Source organism: Mucilaginibacter sp., from assembly GCF_965277465.1.
GTDB lineage: Bacteria > Bacteroidota > Bacteroidia > Sphingobacteriales > Sphingobacteriaceae > Mucilaginibacter.
In genome coordinates, this window is record NZ_CBDICW010000001.1 from 633,739 (window position 1) to 653,398 (window position 19,660).

Here is a 19,660-nt window from a genome sequence, read left to right on the forward strand (position 1 = left end):
ATGGCCCTTATATATTGCTGTAGCGTTACAGGATATGGGCAGAGCAGGGAAATCCCTAAGGAGCTTTATATAGCATCGGGTATCCCCGATTCATTAAAGGAGGATGCTAATTCCGTACTTCGTTACGGCATGGAAGACTTTAACATTACCGGCCCGGGTAAGGCATCAGACAAGATACACACGATAGTTACTATTTTAAATGAAAAAGGGGATGACGAAGCCAGAATTGTATTGCCCTACCATAAAAAATTCAATTCGGTAAATGCTTTTGAAATGAGGGTTTACGGTGCTGACGGCACCTTGCTGAAAAAGTACCATAAAAGCGATATGTATGACAGGGCGGCTATTGACAATGAATCAATAGCAACGGATGACCGCATACTGGCAATAGCGCATACCATAGTAAGCTACCCCGTAACTATTGAAATGATTTACGAGGATGATAACAAAAGCTTAATTGACCTGGGTGCGTGGCGCATCCAAAAGGCCGAGCAGTCTGTTCAAAACTCATACCTGCATATATCCATAAATGCGAATACAGGGTTTAGGTATCTTAACCGTAATACTAAAATAGCACCTCAAAAAAACATAGTTGACGGAAAAGAAAATTACAGCTGGCAGGTAACAAATTTAAAAGCCATTAAATTGGAAGAGGGAGCAGAGGCATGGCGTGTTTTGCCTGCAATATATTTAGCGGCTAATAATTTTGAGTTTTATGGCATTGCAGGCGATATAAGTACCTGGGAAAACTACGGTAACTGGCAAAAGGCCTTAAATGCAGATGTATGCTCATTGAGCCCCGAGCGGGAAGAAGAGATAAGAAAAATGACGGACAGCCTTAAAACAGACAAGGAAAAGGCTAAGTTTTTATATCATTATATGCAGCAAAACATGCGCTATGTATCTATCCAGTTAGGTATTGGTGGTTTAAAGCCCTTTGCAGCTACTTTTGTAGATCAGAAAAAGTATGGAGATTGTAAAGCGCTTTCAAACTATATGAGTGCTTTGCTTAAGGCGGTAAAAATACCATCCTGCTATGCAATAGTTAATGCAGGTGCCAATGCGGAGCCCGCCCATGCTTCATTCCCTTATGATCCTTTTAACCATGTTATTTTATGCGTGCCGTTTAAAAATGATACTACCTGGTTAGAGTGCACCAGCAGCGTAAGCAATTTTGGGGAGCTTGGTCCGTTCACCGAAAACCGTACCGCATTATTGGTTACCGAAAATGGCGGTAAATTAGTAAACACGCCTAAAAGTACAGCAAAGCAAAATCAATTCAATAGCGAAGCCCATATTATATTGGATGCCGACGGTGGCGCAAAAACGCAGATAAAAATATTAAGTACCGGCGAGTATAGGGCAATGTATTTGGCAATGCCTGAAATAAAGGCTGATGAACAAAAGGGATTTTTACTGCGCGATCTGCATATCAAGCAGCCATCGGTATTTGATTTTCAATCGGGTACGGATAGAGATGGTGTAAAGGAAGTGGATCTTACCCTGGAGTACGATAGGTTTTGCGATGTAATGGCTGGCGATAAGCAATTTTATAAACCATTGGCATTTACCTTATGGGCAGCAACCGTTCCAATCCTCGAAAAAAGGAAAACCGATTATTATTTTGAGCACCCGATGCAAAAATCGTGCGTAACTACTATTGACCTTCCCGCCGGATTTGAGGTTGAAACATTACCGCAGGATCAAAGTCTGAAATTTACTTACGGTAACTATGATGTAAAATATAGTTACAATAAAGAGAAGAACCAGGTAGTAAGCAAAGCAAATTTTAGCCTGGTTAACCAGGTTATCCCGGCAGCAAAATACAACGAAATGCAGCAGTATATGGATGCCATTGCTAAAGCGCAAAATAAAAAGCTGGTGATACGGCGTAAGGCGTAAATTTGCCCTGATGATATTCAGGCTTGATGAGCGCATAATTTTTCCTGACCCGGAGCTGGCCGATGATGATGGCTTATTGGCTGTTGGCGGCGATCTGTCTGCTAACCGTTTGCTGCTGGCCTATCAAAATGGAATTTTCCCCTGGTATAGCGATGATGAGCCGATACTGTGGTTTAGCCCGCACGAACGTTTTGTGCTTTTCCCGGACGAGTTAAAGGTTTCCAAATCCATGAATAAAATTTTGCGGTCTGCTACGTTCACCGTTACTGCCGATACTTGTTTCGATAAGGTTATAGACGCCTGTTCGCTTATTGAACGCGAAGGGCAGGACGGAACCTGGATAACGGATGAAATGAAGGCCGCTTATATCAACCTGCATCAAAAAGGCCACGCTCATTCGGTTGAGGTATGGCAAAATGAGGAATTGGTTGGCGGCTTGTATGGCGTGCTGATTGGTAATGTTTTTTGTGGCGAAAGTATGTTTAGCCTGGTGAGTAATGCCTCAAAAACTGCATTGATCCATTTGGTAAACACAGGTTTATATCAGTTGATAGATTGCCAGGTACACACCAATCACCTTGAATCAATGGGCGCAAGGATGATCAGCCGGAAAGAATATGTAACCATACTGCAAAACTCTATGGTTTGAATGGTAAATTAGCAGCGTAATTTACTGCTAGAGGGTATGTTTATTGCGGCTGCAAAAAATGGATCAACCAAATCAAAAGGAACGGATAATATTAGGCATTGACCCCGGCACGGCAGTAATGGGCTATGGGCTGATAAAAGAGATCGGTCCGCGGATTGAGCTGATCAGCATGGGGGTGGTAAAAATGGATAAGATTGATGACCACATGCTAAAGCTACAGCGCATTTTTGAAAAAACAGTAGCCCTTATTGATAACTACCACCCGGATTGCCTGGCAATTGAGGCCCCATTTTATGGTAAAAACATACAGGTAATGTTAAAGCTTGGCCGCGCACAGGGTGTGGCAATGGCGGCGGCATTATCGCGCAATGTTACCATAACAGAGTATGCTCCCCGAAAAATTAAACAATCCATAACCGGCAACGGGAATGCAACCAAAGAGCAGGTTGCGGCAATGGTACAAACCTTGCTGAAGTTTAAAGAAACACCTGATTTTTTAGATGCTACCGATGGGCTTGCCGTAGCGGTTTGCCATTCTTTTCAAAGGGTAGCAACGGGTAAAAGCAGTATCAGCAAAAAATCATATTCGGGCTGGGATACCTTTGTTAAGGATAATACCAACAGGGTTGAGGGTTTATCGAAAACAAAAAAATAATCGACGGCCTATACGAAAACCTGATTTAAATAACTCCTGTTACAGAATTAGTCAATCTTTAAAGCTTCTATTATTTTTTCCTGCGTTGCAGCTAACTGCTCGGGCGTAAAGCTCAGTTTAGGGCGCTCAAAATTAAGATCGCTAACCTTATTCATCGGGATTAAATGAATGTGCGCGTGCGGTACTTCGAGCCCAATAACGGCTACCCCAACTTTAATACAGGGAATAGCTTTTTTAATACCGGCCGCAACTATTTTAGCAAATATCTGCAGGCCGGTGTATGTTGCATCGTCCAGATCAAAAATATAATCAATCTCCTGTTTAGGGATCACCAATACATGGCCTTCGGCCAAGGGGTTAATATCTAAAAAAGCCAAAAAATCAATGCTTTCTGCTACTGTATATGCCGGGATCTCGCCCGATATTATTTTTGAAAAGATGGTCATTTTTTTAGTTGATTAGTTGAAATGGATGGTTAGTTAATATTATCTGGAGATCTCCAAAATCTCAAACTCCATTTTACCTGCAGGCACGGTAATCTCAATTTTTTCACCAACCTTTTTACCTAAAAGGCCTTTAGCAATTGGCGATGCTACTGATATTTTACCCGTTTTCATATCGGCTTCGCTTTCAGATACCAGTTGGTAGCTCATTACGGCGCCATTTTTTACATTTTTGATTTTTACAATTGATAAGGCTAATACTTTTGATGTATCTAATTTTGATTCATCAAGCAGGCGGGCATTTGCCAGCATTTCGCCCATTTTTGAAATTTTAGCTTCGTGCAGGCCCTGTGCTTCTTTCGCGGCATCGTACTCCGCGTTTTCAGATAAATCGCCTTTATCACGTGCTTCTGCAATGGCCTTACTAATATTTGTACGGCCTGTGGTTTTTAACGTGTGTAATTCCTTTTTTAAATTTTCTAAACCTTCTTTGGTGTAGTATGCTACCTCTGCCATAACGCGCAAATTAATTTAATAATATGAGTTGTAATGGTCGCCAAAAAAAACCGCCCTTCTTTTTTGTAGAAGGACGTGGTGACCTTAAAAAACAAACAAGACTATATCGGCAGCGCCTACATAGTCTTGCTTTGTGTTAGAACGAAGATAAGAGATTTAAGTTTTAATATCCAAATTTTTTTAAACGGGCATAACTAAAACGCTTATATGGCGTTTATTATTAACGGATTAAGGCATCCGCAGATACTACCCCTTGCTGACAATTAGCCATTGACCACTATTAGCAAATATTCATAACTTTGCCCCCATGATAATTGAGGTATTAAAATCCAAGCTTCATCGTGTCCGGGTTACCCAGGCAGAATTGAACTATGTAGGCAGCATCACTATTGATGAGGATTTGATTGATGCGGCTAATATTATAGCCAACGAAAAAGTACAGATTGTAAACAATAACAACGGTGCACGTTTTGAAACTTACGTGATCCGTGGCGAACGCGGTACCGGTACCATTTGCTTAAATGGTGCTACAGCAAGGCTTGCCCAGGTAGGCGATGTGGTGATCATTATGTCGTACGCCTATATGGAAATGGAAGAGGCACGTAAATATGAGCCTATATTGATCTTCCCTGATCCCGACAATAAGTTAATAAAATAGTTAGTTAGCAGGGTAAGCACCAAGGCCTAATACCAGGTGCAGGTTTACATCGGCTATGGTAGCATTGCGCAGCTGGTACGCCATCCTGATCCTGATATTGGGCTCGCGCACCAGCTTATCTAAAAAGTTGGAGTTATCAATATCCAGCACGATGCTGTTGCCGGCCCCTGCTGATATATCTGTACGCGATGCTACTAAAACCTCATCCCCGCCATCGGCTTTTGACATATATATTTTTACGGATGCCAGGTTGCCGATATTAAAATCCGAAGGCTCCCTTGATTGCAGCTTTGCCGAAACCATCCTTACCTCGCTTACCTTTGCCCCATTATTGCCATCTTTTTTAAAATCCTGATCAAAGCTTGTGGCCAACGCGGTTACTGATTGGACAACCCCGGTTTTTGATGATTTTGGTATTTGTAAGGTAGTGGTATAAGGGAAGGTTGATTTTATAACAGATTGCATCATGGCGCAGCTGCCGAAAAACAAGGGAAGGAGTAATAAAACCGGTATAAATTTGGCTTTCATAATTATTGGCGACTTAGTACGACAGGAAAATAAATATCGGGATATTAACTGAGAAGCAGTAGATCATTACAAGCTAAACCATTATATTTTAAATAAAAAAATTAACCTGTTTGCTTTAAAAAAGCCTTTACCCTGGTTTTGGCGAATGCGTTACATCGCCGGCACAATAAAAATGAAAAAATAAAACTCATATAGTGTTACTTTTTCTATCTTTGCACCCCGACAAGAAGATACCGAATTGCGGAATGCAGACCACCAATTTCGGACGTTTTAAGTTGGCATTTCGCATCAGGCAGCTTTCTTGAATAAAAAAAGCCCATGCCCAGAGACACCTCCATCAAATCCGTATTAATTATTGGTTCAGGACCTATTATTATAGGCCAGGCCTGTGAGTTTGACTATGCCGGTTCGCAAGCCGCCCTTTCTTTAAAGGACGAAGGCATTTCCGTATCCATCATTAACAGCAACCCTGCTACCATTATGACGGATAAGGTTATTGCTGACCATGTTTACCTGCTGCCGCTTGAACCTGAAAGCATTGAGAAAATATTACAGGAACAAAAGATAGATGCCGTACTGCCTACTATGGGCGGCCAAACTGCGCTTAATCTTTGTATTAGTGTTGCCGAGCGTGGCATTTGGGAAAAATACGGGGTTAAAATAATCGGCGTAGACTTAGCCGCTATTGAAAAAACCGAAAATCGTGAAGCCTTCCGCCAATTAATGGTTGATATTGGTGTAGGCGTTGCCACATCAAAAATTGCCAACTCATTTTTAGAAGGTAAAGAAGCAGCACAGCAAATTGGTTTCCCGCTGGTTATCCGCCCAAGCTATACGCTTGGTGGTAAAGGTGCCGGTTTTGTACACAAAAAAGAAGAATTTGATGCAGCCTTAAGTCGTGGTTTACAAGCGTCACCAACTCACGAGGTTTTGGTGGAGCAAGCCGTTTTAGGCTGGAAGGAATATGAGTTGGAGTTGCTGCGCGACAGTAATGATAACGTAATTATCATTTGCTCTATCGAGAACTTTGACCCGATGGGGATCCACACCGGCGATTCAATTACCGTTGCACCGGCAATGACTTTGAGCGACCGTTGCTACCAGGATATGCGTAACCAGGCTATCCGCATGATGCGTGCCATTGGTAACTTTGCAGGTGGTTGTAACGTACAGTTCTCGGTTAACCCTGCTGATGAGGCCATCATCGCTATAGAAATTAACCCGCGTGTATCGCGCTCATCGGCCCTTGCATCAAAAGCAACAGGTTACCCAATTGCTAAAATTGCTGCAAAGCTGGCCATAGGTTATAACCTTGATGAAATTGAAAACCAAATCACCAAAACAACGTCTGCTTATTTTGAGCCAACGCTTGATTACGTGATCGTGAAGATACCCCGCTGGAACTTTGATAAATTTAAAGGAGCCAACAAACAGCTTGGCCTGCAAATGAAATCGGTAGGAGAAGTGATGGGAATTGGCCGCAGCTTTATTGAAGCCTTGCAGAAAGCGTGTCAGAGTTTGGAGATTGGCCGCGCCGGCTTAGGTGCCGATGGCCGCCAGAGCCGTAACCTTGAAGAAATTATGTACAGCCTTGAGCATCCAAGCTGGGACAGGTTGTTCCATATTTACGATGCTTTGAGCTTAGGTGTACCTATTGAATCAGTTAGAAAAGCTACCAAAATTGACCGCTGGTTCCTGAACCAGATAATGGACGTAGTGAACCTTGAAAACGAACTGCGCCGCTACTCTTTAAATAATATCCCGGAAGAGTTCTTTTTCCTGCTGAAGCAAAAAGGATTTTCAGATACGCAGATAGCCTATATATTAGGTAATGTAAGTGAAGAAGATGTTTACCAGCGCCGCCAGGCATTAAACATCCGCAGGGTTTACAAAATGGTTGATACCTGTGCTGCGGAGTTCCCGGCTAAAACACCTTACTACTACTCTACTTACGAGGGCGAAAACGAGTCCATCGTATCTGACAGAAAAAAAATAATTGTATTGGGCTCTGGTCCTAACCGCATCGGTCAGGGTATTGAGTTTGATTACAGCTGTGTGCATGGTTTGCTTGCTGCTAAGGAAGCAGGTTTTGAAGCCATAATGGTTAACTGTAACCCCGAAACGGTATCAACCGATTTCAATATGGCTGATAAGCTGTACTTTGAACCGGTTTACTGGGAGCACGTAAGGGAAATCATTGAGCTGGAAAAACCTTACGGTGTAATTGTTCAGCTTGGTGGCCAAACGGCTTTAAAAATGGCCGAAAAAATGCACGAGCATGGCATCAAAATCATAGGCACCTCATTTAATGATATGGATATTGCCGAAGACCGCGGCCGTTTCTCTGATCTGTTGAAAGAGTTAGAAATTCCTTATCCAAAATATGGTGTTGCTGAAAGCGCTGAAGAAGCAATTGAGGTTGCCCACCAGGTTGGCTATCCTGTATTAGTACGCCCGAGCTATGTATTAGGTGGACAAGGAATGAGCATTGTTATTAATGATGAGGATCTGGAAAAAGCTGTTGTTGGTTTGCTTAAGAACCTGCCGGGTAACCGTGTGCTGATTGACCACTTCTTGGACAGGGCTGCCGAGGCTGAGTCTGACTCGATAAGTGATGGCGACGATGTGCACATTGTAGGTATAATGGAGCATATTGAACCAGCAGGGATCCACTCAGGCGATTCATTTGCCGTATTGCCACCTTTCGACTTGTCTGACAACGTGATCAGCCTGATTGAAGAATATACTATTAAAATTGCAAAGGCGCTAAACGTAATAGGCTTGCTGAACATTCAGTTTGCGGTAAAAAACGATATGGTTTATGTAATAGAGGCTAACCCGCGTGCATCACGCACGGTTCCGTTTATTGCCAAAGCATACGATGTGCCTTACATTAACATAGCCGCCAAAGTTATGCTGGGTGTTAATAAACTGAAAGACTTTACCATTGAGCGCAAGCTATGGGGATACGCGATAAAAGAACCGGTGTTCTCTTTCGATAAGTTCCCTGAGGTTAACAAGGAGTTAGGCCCTGAAATGAAATCAACAGGCGAAGCTATCCGCTTTATCCCTAACCTTCAGGATCCATACTTCAGACATCTTTACAAAGAGAAGTCAATGTACCTGAGCCGGTAGTTTAGGATACAAGATCATTATAAAAAGCGAAAGGCTTTCAATTACTGAGAGCCTTTCGCTTTTTATAATATATGCTTTGAATTAGCCGACTATTTATCAGCAACCAACATCCCCTTTACCTCGAAAGTTAGTTTCTGTTTGTTATTAGCATTGGTTTGATGTTGCTTTTTGCCACTTACGGTATCGCCGGCTAAGTGTTGCAGGTCGTCGGCTATAAATTGTTTTTGGGCTATACCTTCGGCAATAATGTGTTTGCCTTTTAAGTCTTTGGGGATAGTAATATCATACTTGCTAAAATGCGCGGCTATTGTTTTGCCATTGCCGGCATCAATAGTAAACCAACCGCCTTTGGTTTTGGTGACATTTAAAATAACACCGCTTATAGTGGTACTGATACGCGTTTTCTGAGCCATAAAGGTTTCCAGGTTTGAGGCTTTTACCATTGAGGTTGTACTTGGTTTTACACCATAAACTACACCCTTAGGCAGTGGAGTATCCTGCGCAAAACAAGATACCGACAATAGAAACGCGAAGATTGACAATATTGCTTTCATAATAAACTATCAACAATAAAAATTAAGGTTAGTTTTAACCGCGATGTTAAAATTGCTTTTTACTTTTGTATTGGCTGTTTACAGGCTTAATACGGTGTTAATAATTGTTAAAATGTTCACTTAAAACAATATTAAGCCTATAATTGCAGTTAAATAAAAAAAATCGTTAGCGTTAGCTGCATGGATAAAACATTTACTCCCCTTATCTTAATTTTTGCATGAAAAACCCCTATTTCAAACTTACTTTATCTGCATTACTTTTATCAATCATTTTTTTTGGCAGCGGTTGTAAAAAATCAAGCACCAGCACTACCACTACTACGGTAACTGCGCCATCCATTACTACACCTGGCTTAATCATTAACCTTACATCAACCACGGCGCAAAGCGGCGGTATTATTACAGATAATGGTGGTGCGGCAATTACTGCAAATGGCGTTTGCTACAGCAGCACCAATAAAACACCTACCGTAAGCGACAGCAAAACAACCGAACCTTTAAATACAAGCGGTTTATCACCTATAGTTTTTACCAGTAACTTAACCGGTTTAACGCCTGGTACAGTTTATTATTTAAGGGCTTATGCTACCAATAGCGGAGGTAACGGCTATGGCAGCGTTATTACCTTTACTACAAGCTCAAATATTGCTTCGGTAGTAGCAACTGTAAGTACTTTTGCAGGTAACGGGACAGCTGGTTATACAGAGGGAACTGGTCTTGGTTCAGTATTTAATAACCCACAAGGTGTTTTAGCTGATAGCAAAGGCAATGTTTATGTATCAGATACTTATAATAGCCGCATCCGTGCTATTACATCGGGAGGGGCAACAAGCCTTATAGCCGGTAACGGTACAATAGGTTATATAGATGGTGTTTCGGCATCAGCAGAGTTTTATGGCCCTCAGGGACTTACATTTGATACCCAGGGTAACTTATACGTTGCCGATTTTGGTACCAACGCCATCCGTAAAATAACTACAGCAGGGGTTGTTAGTACTTATGCAGGTACGGGCGTATCGGGCCAAACCAACGGTGCTGTATCTATCGCAACTTTATCAAGCCCAAGCGGAATGGTATTTGATTCGAAAGGCAATATGTTTATTACTGATGAAGGGAATAACTTTATCCGTAAAGTAAATACATCGGGTGTGGTAACTGTTTTTGCAGGTACTAAAACAGCAGGTTATGTAAATGGGACAACCATCGCCTCATCATTCAGCGGGCCAAGCAGCATCGCTATTGATGCCAGTGATAACTTATATGTTACCGACCAGGGAAACTCAGCTATCCGTAAAATAACTCCGGCAGGGGTGGTAACAACCTTAGCGGGTGGCCCATCACAAACCAGTGTGCTTAACTCGCCGGCTGGCATTGCGCTTGATAAAGCAGGAAATATATATATAACTGATTTAAGCGGCCGTGTATTAGAAATAACCACAGCCAACGTATTATATGTTTTAGCCGGAACTGCAAATGTAGCAGGCTTTAGCAATGGTACAGGTTCAAGTGCATCGTTCAGCAGCCCGCAAGGTATAACGGTTGATGCAAGCGGAAATATTTATGTGGCCGATCAGGGAAATAATTGCATCCGTAAAATAACGGTTACTGTAACGCCATAGTAAAGCCGAAATAATATTCGGTAAATAAAAAAAGCCGGAAGATTAAAGAGCAGGTTTATCCTTCTTCATAATCTTCCGGCTTTTTCTTTTTATAACTCGCCTAACTTCATCAAGGCATAAAATAAGCCGGTACAATGTAAGGCCTGGGCTATTTTATTATCAGCAAGTAATTGTTTTATTTGGGGGATGGTGTAAGTTTCAACCACGATGTCTTCCTGCTCGTCAAGGTGCTGGTCCTGCACTTTTTTACCGCCTGTGGCCAAATAGCAATAGGTATGGTTATTGGCAGTTGATGGGTTAGCGTAAACGGTGCTCAATAGTTCAATATCATCAAACTGGTAGCCTGTTTCTTCCAGCAGCTCGCGCTTCATGGCGTATGCAGGTTCCTCGTCCGGGTCAATTACACCACCCGGGATCTCCAGCGAAACAATACCCGCACCATGCCGGTACTGGCGTACCATCAGTACTAAATTATCTTCGGTAATAGCAACGGCATTAACCCAGTTGCTGTACTCTAAAACGTAATAATCTTCAACAATATGTCCGTTTGGCATTTCGCACCTGTCGGTACGTAAAGTAGCCCAGGGGCCTTTATGTATGTAGTGCGATGAAAGTTTTTTCCAGGTCAGATCTCTGTAGCTCATTGTTTTTATAAGCCTATGGTCTTATACATGGGCCACGCCAAAATACGAATATTATAAATACCTGTGAACTGAAAACAACCGGTAAGCAATTTACCAGCTGCCGCTTGATCCGCCGCCGCCGAAATCGCCGCCGCCAAAACCACCACTATCACCAAAGCTACCGCCGCTATCAGATGATCCACCGCCGAAGCCGCCATCGCCATTAGAGAAGCCACCCCAGCCGCCGCTGCTCCTGCCAAGCATTGCACCACCCAGAAACCACCAGAACGGACTTGCACCGCCCCTGCTATCGTAGATCTGGCCTCCACCACCGCCACGCTTGCGGAATATGATGATCAATATCACAACAACTATAATAATGAGTATAATGAAGCCGCCAACGCCGCCGCCATCATCTGCTTTAGCTTTTTTGTTGCCTTTGTATTCGCCCTTCATGTATTTCATCAGGTCGTCGGTACCGGCATCTAGTCCGCCATAATAATCACCTTCTTTAAACCGAGGGGTTATATCGTTATTAATTATCTGGTGGGTAATAATATCAGGCACCGCACCTTCGGCACCATAGCCGGTTTGGATAGATATTTTACGGTCGCCAACGGCAACCAACACCAATATGCCATTGTTTTTGCCTTTGGTACCTATGCCCCATGCACGGCCAAGCTTTTGGCCATAATCATTAATGTCGCTGCCATCTACGGTGCGTACAATAACAACGGCAATCTGGGTTGATGTGGAATCATTAAAAGCAACTAACTTCTTCTCCAGAGCATCTACCTGCGCACGTGATAGCGTAACGGTATAGTCATTTACTAAGGTTGTTGGCTTTGGTGGTATTTGCTGTGCTATTGCTAAAAAGCCAATCAGCAGAAATGAGAAAAATAAAATGAGTTTTTTGAACATTGTTTTATGTTTAATCGCCATCCATAAAGGCTATATCATCGGGCAGTTCGTTCTTTTCATTAACATTATGCGGAAAATACTTTTGCAGGTGATCGCCGCTTATGGCAAGGCCGGTAACCAGGCCATCAACCAGGTTGCCATATTTAAAATGGTTCAGCATATCCTCTTTGGTATCGTCCCAAAAATTATCAGGTACTACCTTATTAATACCTGAATCACCTATGATAGCAAATTTACGGTCGACAGTGGCCACATAAATAAGTACTCCGTTACGGTGCCTTGTTTTATGCATATCCAGCTGATGAAAATATTTGGCGGCACGGTCAAGCACATCCTCGCTGCATGTTTTTTCAATACAAACCCTTATCTGCCCCGAAGTATGCTTCTCTGCATCCTCAATTGCCTTACGGATGCGTTGCTGCTCCTCATCGTTAAATATTGCCATTTTAGGTTGATTTTAATAGGATAGCAGGCATTATTAAATACCTGCTATCCTAATTATTCAGTAATAATTAAAAAGCTACTTTAGGAGCTTTGTCTGATCCTGCTTCTGCTGCAAAGCTCCCCTTTTCGCCAAAGCCGAAAAGTTTGGCTGTTATAACTGCCGGAAAGGAGCGGATGGTTGTATTATAATCCTGTACGGCATCGTTAAAATCCTTACGGGAAACATTGATACGGTTTTCTGTACCCTCTAACTGTACCTGTAAAGCGCTGAAGTTATCATTAGCCTTCAAGGTTGGATAGTTTTCTGATGCAACCAATAAACGGCCTAAGGCAGTGCTTAACTGCCCTTGTGCAGCCTGGTATTTCTGGATAGTTTCCGGAGTAAGCTTTGACGCATCTACCTGGATAGAGGTAGCCTTTGCACGGGCCTCGGTTACTTCAACCAATGTGCTTTTTTCAAAATTAGCCGCACCCTTTACCGTTGCAACCAGGTTAGGAATAAGATCAGCCCGGCGCTGATAATCTGATTGTACAGCACCCCATTTGGCTTTAACAGCCTCATCTTTTGATACCATACCATTATAGCTGCATGACCCTGCCAGGCAGATAACAACAATTACCCCAATTACTATTAATAGATTTTTCATGTGTTAACTCTTCTTTTAGATTTAAGTAGTGTGAATTTACAATTTAGATTGCAAAAGGCATACCGTTGTTACAAAAGATGTTGTGCATGCCAATATGGCAAAGCCTCTGTTTGGGTAAATGTAATTAAAAGGAATGAAAAGGCTTTCATCTAATGCCTTGCAAGGGGTTATACAAGTAATAAAACAAGGAAAGTTGGAGTTTTTTAGCTGCTAAATTATGCCCCAATAAAAAAGAGTTACACTTTTGATGTAACTCTTTACTTTATTTTGCGGAATGGACGGGACTCGAACCATGCCCTTTAGTATCCTCTATTTCAATATTTTACAAGTTTGCAAATGTGGCTACTCCCGAATTTTCCACAAATAATTTGCAACAGTTTAATTCCTAATGACTTATGTAAAGATAAGTATTAATAGTGAATGATGCAATTCTAAACGAACGATTAGCGTGATGTGACAATAATCGGCGATCCCGATAGTGAAAATAGGCTTAATAAACGCAGTGGTGGCATAGAATTTAAGTTTACTTGTCCGTTGTTTTTCACCCCGACAAGAGTTGCAAAATCGAAATTATTGACTTGCAAAGCACTCATATTTCACATCATCCTAAAGCAAATTGCGAAAAAACAAAGTAATAGTGACCACAATTAATAATTGCCTATTAGGATGATAACCATATATTTGTTATCAAATATACCTAATGCCGTAATTATCACATGGTTAAACCGAGAATTTTTATAGGATCAGCAACTGAAACAATCGGTCTTGCCCACGATGTTCAACAGTCGTTAGAAGAATTTGCTGAAACCACCGTTTGGGATCAGGATGTTTTTTACCCTGCAAAAAATGTACTGGATTCTCTTCAACAGATGATAGAAAAAGTTGATTTTGCTATTTTTATTTTTACTCCAACAGACACACTTAAAGTTCGCAATCAAACTTCATCAGTTGCAAGAGATAATGTTATTTTTGAACTTGGTCTATTCGCGGGGCATTTAGGCGTTGAACGATGCTTTATCATTAGACCTAAAGATATACCAGACTTTCATCTCCCCACGGATCTGTTTGGTTTAGTCCAATGTAAATATGATTCGAATAGGTCAGATAAGAATTTGATGGCAGCTTTAGGACCAGCTTGTAATCGCATAAAAAAAACTATTGGAAAAATTGGTTTAAACATTCAAAATGAAGTTTTTGCTATTCACGAAAATATAGCAAAATCATTCCCGCCTATAACTAATAGCCAGTTTTTATCTGGATATTGGTTGTCAAGATTTGATTATCAAGCATATCGTCAAGGAAAAATGGTACCAGGTGTCCAATATAACGTTGAAAAATTAATACCCGTAAATGATTATTGTTTAATTGGGAAAAATATAAAAGGTGTATCTCAATCGGGGAATACATACTTTCATCATATTAAGGTACAAGTAATAAGTAATTATCTTCTTGGGCAGTGGTTTAATACGAACACAAAAAACATCGGCCCGTTCCAATTATATGTCCACACGCATAATTGTGTTATGCACGGATGTCATCTGGGCAACTCAAACGATAACGATATCCAGTCAGGCAAATGGACATGGATTAAACTTGATATTCCTGATCAAGAATTTTCGGATGAAATTATTAATAACCTAACTATGAAATCTGTAAAACTGCTAAGTAAAAGCTATGATAGATGGATAAATAAAGCAGTTCCAATAAAGCAACAGGAAGTATTATTCTAACTACTTATTTCCTTACTTAAATGGGATTATACCCCCGATTAATATTTTATTTTCGAATGATTTAATTTATGACTGATCCCTATTCTATTTCAAAAATATTGACCGATCCTTTTTGTGGAGCTTCGCCTGAAAGCCATCTTTTTAATAAAACATATTGGAAGGCATCTTCAATAACAAAAAGTTCTTGACCACCGTTCCTTACTGGCACTTTACGGACAAACGGGTATAATGACAGGTATTCTAACCCTTTAAAATGTCGTGGAGCATTCCATGATTCTTTAGCTACAGGTAAAATTGCGCATAGGTTTGTGTGTCCATCTACATACCCTAATTCCCATGGCATCCACTTTGATATGGCAGCATTAACCGATGTAGCAAGCAACAACGATTTTGACATTTTCATTCTGTTCCTTATCAAGGTTGCAGTTTGTTTTGTAATATTGTTTCTGTCTAAATGTGGGTCAATAATCCAATCAACATAAACTGTATATCCTAATCTGGTTAATTCCAAGTACAATCCTTCTACTTCGTCTTTATCCAAAAAGCTATGTGAAATAAAGATGTCAAATGCAATATGAGTTTTATTAGCTTGTGAAAACATTCTTGTGCTTTCGTTAAGCGGCTTGTTTCTTGATAGCTGTTTTAAATAATTGCTGGTATAAATTGGCATAATTATAATGATTCTATAAAGTCCGCTATATTATCCCAACTCCAGCCTACCTTCTTTTTTCGATATAATTCCGGGAGATTAGCTCCGTGATCACTTCTATGGATGTGAACGCCCAAAATGGGTATTCGATCTTCTTTAGCGCATTTCGCTTCATACCGCAAACCGCTGCTGTGGTAAGAATTTTTGCTTAACAGTACAATAACACCATCGCATCCACGCATTTTTGTACAACATCTCTGCCGCCATTCTACTTCATTCCAGGGCGTTTTTACAGACATATCGATAAATTCAAACGGCGAATGATGTAACCGGGCCTGTCCAACCAGGAAATCCCGATATTTTACATCTTCTATCGCGAAAGAAATAAAAATTCTTTTTCTACTGTTGGCCATAAAAAATTCATGTAGACCGAACTACAACCGTTCGTTAATAATTAATGACCAATAATGTTCGCCAAGAATCGTCAGCTTGCAGGATCTCGACTCCATTGCCGCAAAATACATATGTTCTGCCCCTACGGGCACAACTAAATTGATACGGTTGTACTTTTGCAATAATTTGAATCGCTCAACATTTTCTTCTACAGGTGAAGGACTTTCGGGTTCAAAAGAGGGGTCTAGTTGAAAATCTTGGCCTTTAATTGGAAAAAGATTAACAATTTGCTTTAAGTCTGCCAGTAAAATCGGAGGCTGAACTTTCCTTAAAGTTGTAAATGTTCTTACATTAGTTTTAAAAATAGGCCTTTGTTCCCACGAGCCTAACGACTGGTCGATGTGCGCATAAATACTACCCGGTGTTATGTCACCAACCAGATTTGAGGCACTGCCATTCATGGCATCAATTAACAGCGAAGTAAAAACCCCAGACCCGTTTTGTTCCAACGCATATTGATCCGCGCTAGAGGCAGTCAAAATAGTCATGCCTTCTCGTAAAATTGCTTTATCTTCTTTGAGAGAATTATTTCCCATTACACCAGAATGGCAACAATCTAATACAATAATTTTGTTAGTTGCGGGTGAGTCATTAGCTATTTGAAGTAATTCATTCATTGATAACCCGTCGTCACCATCAGAGCTTTCGGATGTAATTAAATACCCCCCTGTACTTTCAATATATCCATGCCCCGAAAAGTAAAATAAGGCAATGTCATTTTTATCCTTAAATAATTCTTCAACCTTATTTTTCAAGGTCTTTCGGTTTAAAGCGGAAGGCTGCCCCGTTGAAACGATAAGATTTACATCAAAGTTTTTTGTACCATCACTATGTCGCTCAAAAACTGTTTTAACAGCATACGCATCATTTACGCATCCCTGAAGTGACGTTACATGTTCATAATAATCTACGCCAACTATTAACGCCTTTCTCATTATCTATTTTTACCCTCCTTCATCACTTGATCGATAGCAGCTGCAATATTATCCCAATTCCAGGATATGACGCGATTTCTCGGCAAATCCGTTGGCAAAGTGGATGTTGTACCTGCCCCATCCACATAAACACCAAAAACAGGAACGCTATGTTTCTTCGCAAAAGCAATTTCTTTAGTTATCCCGCCAGCTGAAGACATATGTCTTCCTACAAGCACTATCATTAAATTGCACATATTAATTTTATCATGAATCAATTTCTCCCACTCATTTTGTGGTAGTGATGACTTAGACGACCAATCTTCTATATTGAAAGGGGTTTTGGAATGCTTGGCTTGACCGGCAAAGAGATGTTTCTCCGATTCATTGTGATCGAAGTCAAAACTAATAAATGCTCTTGGGTTTGACATATCAAATTGTAATTAGGGTGGTTAAAAACAAATATAACGAATAATAACTACGCTTATATTGTATAAGATTGCTCTATTATGCAAATCAAGGAAAAAAACAGCGACAGGGTAGCCGTTTTTACCTACCAAAATGTCGAAGAATAGACCTTTGAATGTTATTTAATACCGTTAAAATACGGTGTTAGATTGTCAACCTTTATAGATATATTTGATGATTATAATTCCAAAAAACCTAACTAGTTTACTGGGAATCGCCTTATAATTTCCAGTAAACTAACTTTTTTATTCACATTAATTACACCTTATCATATATGTGGTCGGATAATGAAACCTCTGAAGATCTATTGGGCTTCAAAATACACGCAGATTTGCTTATTGATGTAATTAATGATGAACCCATTCTCCCCGTAACAATTGGTGTGTTTGGAGATTGGGGAAGCGGAAAATCAAGTATCCTTAAAATCATTAATGAAGAACTTATAAGCGTTAATGGAGACTTGAAAAATGAAACACTTGTATTATACTTTAACGGATGGGTATTTGAGGGTTATGACGATGCAAAAGCGGCATTGTTAGAATCAATTATTAAGTCATTTGCCGAACATAAAACGATTGGTAACAAAGTAAAAGACTACACCACAACGCTCCTTAAATCGGTAAACTGGATGAGGGTCATGGGGTTTGGATTTAAAAAAATTGTTATGCCCCTCGCTGCCGCCCATTTTACCGGCGGTTTATCACTGATACCATCAGCAATTGGAACTATTGCAAAAAAGGAGGTAAAAGACGTAACCGAAACCTTAACTGGAAAAGAGGGCGAGAAAATATTAAAGGGTTTTGTAAATCCACACAAAAAAGAAGATAAATATGCCTTAGTAAGACATTTTCGAGATGATTTCAAAAAGATGATCGATAAATCTGAAATAAAGAAGCTGGTTGTAATAATCGATGATTTAGATAGATGCACACCAGAGCGAATTATAGAAAATCTTGAGGCAATTAAATTGTTTCTAAACGTTGAAAAAACCGCATTCGTTATTGGCGCTGACCCACGAATAGTCCGTCATGCTATTGAATATAGATACAAAACAGATAGTATTGAAAACGCCGATGACGCGGATACTCAAAACAAGCGCATAGTAAGTGATTACCTTGAAAAATTAATACAAATTCCTTACAATCTTCCTAAACTCTCTGATGGTGAAGTTGAAACATATATCACTTTATTGTTTTGCAAAAATGGATTAGGGGACGATTTCGCAAAGATACAAACAGCCTTTTGTGAGTTCAGGGAAAAGGATCGTTACAGTGTTTTTGGATTTGGAAATTTGCAAGAAATTATCACACAGGAACAGAAGGACAAATTAGGGGATAGTGTTACTTTAATTGCTTCTTTATCTTCAATAATTACTGAAGGACTGAATGGGAACCCCAGGCAAATAAAAAGGTTTCTAAACACCTTTACTTTGCGCAGACGATTGGTGGCAGTCGCAAAGCTTACGGACTTTAAAATTGATATCCTCGCCAAACTTATGGTCTTGGAGTACGCCACCCCAAACTTATTTAGGAAGCTATATAACTGGCAAGCAATCCAACAGGGGGAGCCGAAAGAAATTATTGAATTGGAACAATTGGCCCAATCCGACAATAAGGAAGAAATGAAGCTTAAAACTTATTCCGATTGGGCAAATGATAAGATGATTAAATGGTTGAAAGTAAATCCCCAACTTTCAAAAATCGACCTAAGAAATTATTATTGGATTACCAGGGATCAATTAACCAGTAGCATAAGCGGTATTTCTTTAATTCCTGAATATATTCGGTCGTTGTTTAAAAAACTCGTTGAACATGGTTCTGCTAAAATTCTTGAAGGAATAGTAACAAAAGAGGTCTTGAAACTGACCAATGATGCTGATTTAGAAAGCGTTTTAACACTACTTGAAAAAGAACTCATTAGGGCTCCTGAAAAAGAAGGACTCCACGAGATCATCATTGAGTTTATGCAACAAAAAATTCCGAACAGTATTGCTACCTATACTCGCGTCATAAAGCAAATCGATCATAAAGTTATTCCTCATCATCTACATAACCAATTAAAAACCGCCATTACTAAAAATGCCGAAGTTAAATCTATAGTAACCTTATTTGGTTCTGATTCAAAAATTGGCAAAGCCTTAAAACAAGATTAA

Annotated in this window: 20 protein-coding genes; 8 read left to right on the forward strand and 12 right to left on the reverse strand. The window is 40.3% G+C overall.

The window, feature by feature from the left end:
• Genes ACQY4U_RS02830 through ruvC form a run of 3 tightly spaced genes read left to right on the forward strand, consistent with a single transcriptional unit; the run spans position 1 to position 3,206 of the window.
• Positions 1 to 1,902: a DUF3857 domain-containing protein gene (locus ACQY4U_RS02830; RefSeq protein WP_428327859.1), complete on the forward strand. Its 1,902-nt coding sequence runs from the start codon at positions 1 to 3 to the stop codon at positions 1,900 to 1,902.
• Positions 1,903 to 1,912: 10 nt separating this feature from the next.
• Positions 1,913 to 2,551 carry a leucyl/phenylalanyl-tRNA--protein transferase gene (gene aat, locus ACQY4U_RS02835; RefSeq protein ID WP_428327860.1) on the forward strand — a complete coding sequence of 213 codons (639 nt, stop codon included), beginning with the start codon at positions 1,913 to 1,915 and terminating at the stop codon, positions 2,549 to 2,551.
• A 58-nt stretch (positions 2,552 to 2,609) separates the two neighbouring features.
• Positions 2,610 to 3,206 (forward strand): crossover junction endodeoxyribonuclease RuvC, encoded by a 597-nt coding sequence (gene ruvC, locus ACQY4U_RS02840; RefSeq protein ID WP_428327861.1) that lies wholly within the window; start codon positions 2,610 to 2,612, stop codon positions 3,204 to 3,206.
• Positions 3,207 to 3,253: 47 nt separating this feature from the next.
• On the opposite strand, the gene ACQY4U_RS02845 is transcribed toward ruvC, so the two are convergent.
• Positions 3,254 to 3,652: an HIT family protein gene (locus tag ACQY4U_RS02845; protein ID WP_428327862.1), complete on the reverse strand. Its 399-nt coding sequence runs from the start codon at positions 3,650 to 3,652 to the stop codon at positions 3,254 to 3,256.
• Between the two features lie 39 nt (positions 3,653 to 3,691).
• The gene (gene greA, locus ACQY4U_RS02850) at positions 3,692 to 4,165 is read right to left on the reverse strand and encodes a transcription elongation factor GreA (RefSeq protein WP_428327863.1); all 474 of its coding nucleotides are present in this window, start codon (positions 4,163 to 4,165) and stop codon (positions 3,692 to 3,694) included.
• Between the two features lie 307 nt (positions 4,166 to 4,472).
• Here greA and panD point away from each other — a divergent pair, with 307 nt between their 5' ends.
• Positions 4,473 to 4,823, forward strand: coding sequence for an aspartate 1-decarboxylase (gene panD / locus ACQY4U_RS02855; RefSeq protein ID WP_428327864.1), 351 nt, complete (start codon positions 4,473 to 4,475; stop codon positions 4,821 to 4,823).
• On the opposite strand, the gene ACQY4U_RS02860 is transcribed toward panD, so the two are convergent.
• Positions 4,824 to 5,351, reverse strand: a complete 528-nt coding sequence (locus tag ACQY4U_RS02860; RefSeq protein ID WP_428327865.1) for a hypothetical protein — start codon at positions 5,349 to 5,351, stop codon at positions 4,824 to 4,826.
• Positions 5,352 to 5,669: 318 nt separating this feature from the next.
• Between ACQY4U_RS02860 and carB the strand changes: the two genes are divergently transcribed.
• Positions 5,670 to 8,486, forward strand: coding sequence for a carbamoyl-phosphate synthase large subunit (gene carB, locus ACQY4U_RS02865; protein WP_428327866.1), 2,817 nt, complete (start codon positions 5,670 to 5,672; stop codon positions 8,484 to 8,486).
• 89 nt (positions 8,487 to 8,575) lie between these two features.
• Here carB and ACQY4U_RS02870 read toward each other — a convergent pair whose 3' ends face one another.
• A complete protein-coding gene (locus ACQY4U_RS02870) occupies positions 8,576 to 9,040 on the reverse strand; it encodes a DUF4920 domain-containing protein (protein WP_428327867.1) in 465 nt (154 codons plus the stop codon).
• A 218-nt stretch (positions 9,041 to 9,258) separates the two neighbouring features.
• Here ACQY4U_RS02870 and ACQY4U_RS02875 point away from each other — a divergent pair, with 218 nt between their 5' ends.
• Positions 9,259 to 10,659 carry an NHL repeat-containing protein gene (locus tag ACQY4U_RS02875; RefSeq protein ID WP_428327868.1) on the forward strand — a complete coding sequence of 467 codons (1,401 nt, stop codon included), beginning with the start codon at positions 9,259 to 9,261 and terminating at the stop codon, positions 10,657 to 10,659.
• Positions 10,660 to 10,748: 89 nt separating this feature from the next.
• Here ACQY4U_RS02875 and ACQY4U_RS02880 read toward each other — a convergent pair whose 3' ends face one another.
• The 4 genes from ACQY4U_RS02880 to ACQY4U_RS02895 all read right to left on the reverse strand — a co-directional run bounded on the left by ACQY4U_RS02880 (position 10,749) and on the right by ACQY4U_RS02895 (position 13,294).
• Positions 10,749 to 11,303, reverse strand: coding sequence for an NUDIX hydrolase (locus ACQY4U_RS02880; protein ID WP_428327869.1), 555 nt, complete (start codon positions 11,301 to 11,303; stop codon positions 10,749 to 10,751).
• Between the two features lie 90 nt (positions 11,304 to 11,393).
• Entirely contained in the window at positions 11,394 to 12,203 is an 810-nt protein-coding gene (locus tag ACQY4U_RS02885) for a TPM domain-containing protein (protein ID WP_428327870.1), read from the reverse strand.
• Positions 12,204 to 12,213: 10 nt separating this feature from the next.
• Positions 12,214 to 12,648, reverse strand: coding sequence for a TPM domain-containing protein (locus ACQY4U_RS02890; protein ID WP_428327871.1), 435 nt, complete (start codon positions 12,646 to 12,648; stop codon positions 12,214 to 12,216).
• A gap of 67 nt (positions 12,649 to 12,715) precedes the next feature.
• On the reverse strand, positions 12,716 to 13,294 hold the full coding sequence (locus tag ACQY4U_RS02895) for a LemA family protein (RefSeq protein ID WP_428327872.1): 579 nt from the start codon (positions 13,292 to 13,294) through the stop codon (positions 12,716 to 12,718).
• Between the two features lie 716 nt (positions 13,295 to 14,010).
• On the opposite strand from ACQY4U_RS02895, the gene ACQY4U_RS02900 reads away from it, so the two are divergent.
• Positions 14,011 to 15,024: a TIR domain-containing protein gene (locus ACQY4U_RS02900; protein ID WP_428327873.1), complete on the forward strand. Its 1,014-nt coding sequence runs from the start codon at positions 14,011 to 14,013 to the stop codon at positions 15,022 to 15,024.
• 79 nt (positions 15,025 to 15,103) lie between these two features.
• Here ACQY4U_RS02900 and ACQY4U_RS02905 read toward each other — a convergent pair whose 3' ends face one another.
• Genes ACQY4U_RS02905 through ACQY4U_RS02920 form a run of 4 tightly spaced genes read right to left on the reverse strand, consistent with a single transcriptional unit; the run spans position 15,104 to position 17,471 of the window.
• The gene (locus ACQY4U_RS02905) at positions 15,104 to 15,694 is read right to left on the reverse strand and encodes a TIR domain-containing protein (protein WP_428327874.1); all 591 of its coding nucleotides are present in this window, start codon (positions 15,692 to 15,694) and stop codon (positions 15,104 to 15,106) included.
• Between the two features lie 2 nt (positions 15,695 to 15,696).
• Complete coding sequence (locus tag ACQY4U_RS02910) at positions 15,697 to 16,086, reverse strand: TIR domain-containing protein (protein WP_428327875.1); 390 nt, start codon at positions 16,084 to 16,086, stop codon at positions 15,697 to 15,699.
• A 21-nt stretch (positions 16,087 to 16,107) separates the two neighbouring features.
• A complete protein-coding gene (locus ACQY4U_RS02915; protein ID WP_428327876.1) occupies positions 16,108 to 17,061 on the reverse strand; it encodes a caspase family protein in 954 nt (317 codons plus the stop codon).
• Positions 17,061 to 17,471: a TIR domain-containing protein gene (locus ACQY4U_RS02920; protein WP_428327877.1), complete on the reverse strand. Its 411-nt coding sequence runs from the start codon at positions 17,469 to 17,471 to the stop codon at positions 17,061 to 17,063. Before ACQY4U_RS02920 ends, ACQY4U_RS02915 begins: the two co-directional genes overlap by 1 nt.
• 311 nt (positions 17,472 to 17,782) lie before the next feature.
• Here ACQY4U_RS02920 and ACQY4U_RS02925 point away from each other — a divergent pair, with 311 nt between their 5' ends.
• Positions 17,783 to 19,660, forward strand: coding sequence for a KAP family P-loop NTPase fold protein (locus ACQY4U_RS02925; protein ID WP_428327878.1), 1,878 nt, complete (start codon positions 17,783 to 17,785; stop codon positions 19,658 to 19,660).